Source organism: uncultured Romboutsia sp. (assembly GCF_958366745.1).
Taxonomy (GTDB): domain Bacteria; phylum Bacillota; class Clostridia; order Peptostreptococcales; family Peptostreptococcaceae; genus Romboutsia; species Romboutsia timonensis.
The window spans coordinates 1-2,982 of record NZ_CATXCO010000258.1 but is presented as its reverse complement, the minus strand read 5'-3'; the positions used below and the strand labels follow the sequence as shown (position 1 = coordinate 2,982).

Annotated in this window: 3 protein-coding genes; 2 read left to right on the top strand and 1 reads right to left on the bottom strand. The window is 25.0% G+C overall.

All coding sequences use genetic code 11. The features are described 5' to 3' along the window. On the bottom strand, window positions 1–734 hold a 734-nt coding region (locus Q5F54_RS12355), incomplete at its 3' end, for a hypothetical protein (protein ID WP_302334522.1). Window positions 735–1,213: 479 nt separating this feature from the next. Here Q5F54_RS12355 and melB point away from each other — a divergent pair. Both melB and Q5F54_RS12345 read left to right on the top strand, forming a co-directional pair. Then, the gene (melB, locus tag Q5F54_RS12350) at window positions 1,214–2,578 is read left to right on the top strand and encodes a melibiose:sodium transporter MelB (RefSeq protein WP_281538288.1); all 1,365 of its coding nucleotides are present in this window, start codon (window positions 1,214–1,216) and stop codon (window positions 2,576–2,578) included. A 207-nt stretch (window positions 2,579–2,785) separates the two neighbouring features. Beyond that, a partial coding sequence (locus Q5F54_RS12345; protein WP_302334521.1) for a beta-galactosidase occupies window positions 2,786–2,982 on the top strand: 197 nt, incomplete at its 3' end.

Below are 2,982 nucleotides of genomic sequence, written 5' to 3'. Positions count from 1 at the left end.
TTAAAATCTTTATCATTTACTAATACATTAAATAACTCATCATTATTATATTTGAAGAATTTATCTAAGCAATAACTTAATTCATCTTCTAATTTATCGTACTCGTTATACATATCAAGTGGAGTAGAGTACATTATCATCTCTTCTCTGACTTTATCTAAATCAACAAAGTCTTGAGCAAAAGAAATATCTAATTCATTTTTTAAAAGCATATCTTTAATAACTGAAACTAATTCAGATTTATTAGAAAATGCTATAGTCAATTTATTAGTATTGTAAAAATCAATTATATTTTTATTTATATCTTCATAAATATTTTCTAAATTATTATCAATAAACTCGTGGAACTTTTCTTTATTAAAAGATTCATAAACATCTTTTATGATTAGATTATTTATATGCGCCTCCCAAAGAATAGTAGCAAATTTAGAATCACTTCCAGATGCAAGCTTATTACCTAAATTATCATAAATCTTTGGATAATAATTGTTTTTATGTTTTGATACATCGCATCTAAAGAGGTATCCTTCTTTCTCTTTAGGTAATGAATCTTTTATAAATTCTTCTATTTCACTTCCTAGATATACTTCAAAAGATTTAAATTGATTTTTATATGATTCTATATTTTTTGAATCTATATTTGAAATGTTATTTTCACAAGCTAAATCAAATATCTTTCTTTTATATATTTTGTTTAATATATTATCAATTTCTAAATTATAATTAAATTTCATGTAAAACCTCCTAAGTTAAAAAGCTGATTAACAAGTTATATAAGATTAAATTAATAAACTAAAAAAGTCTATAAATAATATTATCAAAGTGAATTATATGATTTAAATTAAAAATAATATATCATATTTAAAATTCTTACAAAATACTTATACCCAAATTATATATGTTTAAAAATTAAATAAAAAATAAATAAAATTTTAAATTAAGCTTATTGTACTAGTTATTTTACTAAGTATATTAAATTACTATATAAAGCTTTTTAACTATAAAAATATATCTTGCTAGAAGCTAATATTTTCAATGATTATATTTAATTAATACAACAAGTTAAAATTATAAAAAATAAGTATAAAAATAAAAATAGCTAAAAAATTCAGTAAAAAAATTAGAAAAATTTTACCAAATAAGTTGGCAAACGTTTCTCGTGGTGCTATAATTAAATTGTAAAAGGGAAAAATAAGAAAAGCGGAGGAGATATATGAACAAATTAACGTTTAGAGAGAAGTACTCTTATGGAATAGGTGCTTTAGGAAAAGATTTAGCATATGCAATAGTGTCAACATACTTAATGGTTTATTTTACAGATGCAGTTGGATTAAATCCAGCATTTGTAGGGACATTATTTTTAGTTGCAAGACTTTGGGATGCAGTAAATGACCCAGCTATGGGTATGATAGTTGACAATACTAGAAGTAAATTTGGGAAATTTAGACCATGGATATTTATTGGAACAGTATTAAATGCAGTTGTTATAGTATTCTTATTTAGAAAACCAGATTTAGAAGGTTTACCACTATATGCATATTTCTCAATTATGTATATATTATGGGGGATGACATATACAATAATGGATATACCATATTGGTCAATGATACCAGCATTAACTAGTAGCAAAGAAGAAAGAGAGCAAGTAGCAGTAATACCAAGAATATTTGCAAGTACAGCTTGGCTTATAATGGGAACATTTGGACTTTCAATAGTTAAAAAGCTTGGTAACGGAAATGTAGTAAAAGGTTACTCATCATTTGCTGTAGTTATAGCAGTAACGTTTATTATAAGTGCAATAATAACTTGTTTAAATGTTAAAGAAAGAGTTGAAACACCTAAAAATGCTGAGAAAGTATCATTTAAACAAACTTTAAATATAATAAGAAAAAATGATCAATTATTAGTATTTATTGGAATAGTTTTAGGTATGAACTTAATTATGCAAATATCTGGTAGTATGGCTATATATTACTTTACATATGTTGTAGGTAAGGAAAGCCTATTCTCAGTATATCAAGCATTTGCTGGTATAGCAGAAATATCAGGTCTTGTATTATTACCTATATTGACTAAGAAAATTGGTAGGGAAGATGTATTTAAATTCGGAAGTATATTACCAATAGCAGGATTTTTATTATTATTTGTAGCTGGAATAGTTGCACCTCAAAATGCTTTATTTATAGGGATGGCAGGAGCAATATTAAAATTAGGAAGTGGATTCTTATTAGGTTCTACAACTATAATGCTTGCGGATGTTGTTGATTATGGAGAATTTAAATTAGGAACTAGAAATGAAAGTATAGTATTCTCAGTGCAAACATTATTAGTTAAAGGTGCATCTGCAGTAGCTGGATGGTTAGTAGGTGTTGGTTTATCTTTAGTAGGATATGTAGCAGGAGAAGTTCAAAGTGCAACAACTATACTTGGAATGAGAGTAATAATGATATGGATACCTATAGTTTGTGCAATAGTAATGTATACTATATACAAATCTAAGTACAAAATAAATGGTAAATTCCATGATGATATGTTAGTAGAATTAGAAAAAAGAAAAAAAGCTAATGATGCTATATAGATAAAAATAAGCTGTCTCAAATAAAATTTAGTAGTTTTTCTATTGAATAAATTAGTTTGAGATGGCTTTTTAATTATAAAAATAATTAAACTATAAATATAAAATTAGTAAAATTTTAGTAAAAAATAAGTAAAAAATACTTACAAAGAAAACGATATTTGTTATTATATATTTAAGAAGAAATTTAAACTATTGGGAGGAATACAAATGTATTTAGGAGTAGATTACTATCCAGAACATTGGGATAAAAGTATGATAGATGAAGATCTAGATAATATATTAGAACTTAACTGCAATGTTATAAGAATTGGGGAATTTGCATGGCATATGATGGAAAGTACTGAAGGAAACTTTGACTTTTCATATTTTGATAGAGTAATAGAAAAAGCCAAACAAAAAGGGCT

Excerpts from the sequence above, each read along its gene's own strand:
- melB (WP_281538288.1), top strand. The coding sequence starts at position 1,214 with ATGAACAAATTAACGTTTAGAGAGAAGTACTCTTATGGAATAGGTGCT.